2 protein-coding genes are annotated in these 896 nt (G+C 69.2%); one reads left to right on the top strand and one right to left on the bottom strand.

All coding sequences use genetic code 11. The features are described from left to right. Positions 1 to 364, top strand: a 364-nt coding sequence (locus H926_RS30925; RefSeq protein ID WP_202804737.1) for a substrate-binding domain-containing protein, incomplete at its 5' end; no start/stop codon positions are given. A gap of 22 nt (positions 365 to 386) precedes the next feature. Here H926_RS30925 and H926_RS27830 read toward each other — a convergent pair. Next, positions 387 to 896: glycosylhydrolase-like jelly roll fold domain-containing protein (locus tag H926_RS27830; RefSeq protein ID WP_043609746.1), on the bottom strand; the 510-nt coding region annotated here is incomplete at its 5' end.

Raw genomic sequence — 896 nt, 5'->3', positions numbered from 1 at the left:
AGCCAACGGCGGGTTTTCGTTTGAAGGCGGCATCAGCGCAGGGGCCGATCTGCTGGCACACACCCCGCGCCCCACCGCCATCTTTGCCACCAACGACGATTCGGCGGCCGGCGCGCTGGTTGCCTGTTCGCGGGCCGGCCTTGCCGTGCCGCGCGATGTGTCGATCTGCGGGTTTGACGATAGCTGGGTGGCGCGGTCGGTCTGGCCCTACCTCACCACGGTTTACCAGCCGATCCAGGAAATGAGCTATGCCGCCGCCAGCCTGCTGATGGACCGCGAGGGTGATGCGGCGCCCGCGCTGCGCCTGCTGCCCTATCACCTGGTGGAGCGGGACTCGATCGCCCCGCCCCTGCCCGAGGCCTGAAACGGGGTTCAGTGCCCCCGCGTCAGTGGGTAGTGCCCAGCACCACCGGCCCCACCAGGCCCGATGGGTGCAGCGGCGCATCGGCATTGTAGGTCGGGATCGCCGTCCAGGTTACCTTCGTTGCGCCGGGCTGGGCATCGCCGATCAGGCGGTTGACCCAGCTGTTGGCGACACGCACGGCGATCGTGTTGTTGCCGTTGTGCACCGCGCTGCCCACGTCAAAGCGATAGGGCGCATGCCATTGCGTACCCAGCACCTGGCCGTTGACCGTGACCTCGGCAATGTCGTGCACCTCGCCCAGATCGAGCCACAGTGCCTGGCCCTTCTTCCAGCCCTTGGGCAGGCGGAACGTGCGGGCATAGGTGGCCATGCCCGAGAAATAGCGCACCCCAGCGTCGGCATTCTGGTCCAGCCGCGCCAGCGTGGGCATGGCCAGGGTGGCCGGCGCGCCGCGTCCCGCCTGGAACGCCACGGTCCAGCCGGTGCCGGGCTTGCCGGCCAGGGGCCCGAGCGGCACATCATGGCTGGCGCG

This window comes from Novosphingobium sp. B-7, from assembly GCF_000410615.1.
Taxonomy (GTDB): Bacteria; Pseudomonadota; Alphaproteobacteria; order Sphingomonadales; family Sphingomonadaceae; genus Novosphingobium; species Novosphingobium capsulatum.
Note: the sequence above shows the minus strand (reverse complement) of the source record. Positions and strands in the feature narration are given on the sequence as shown.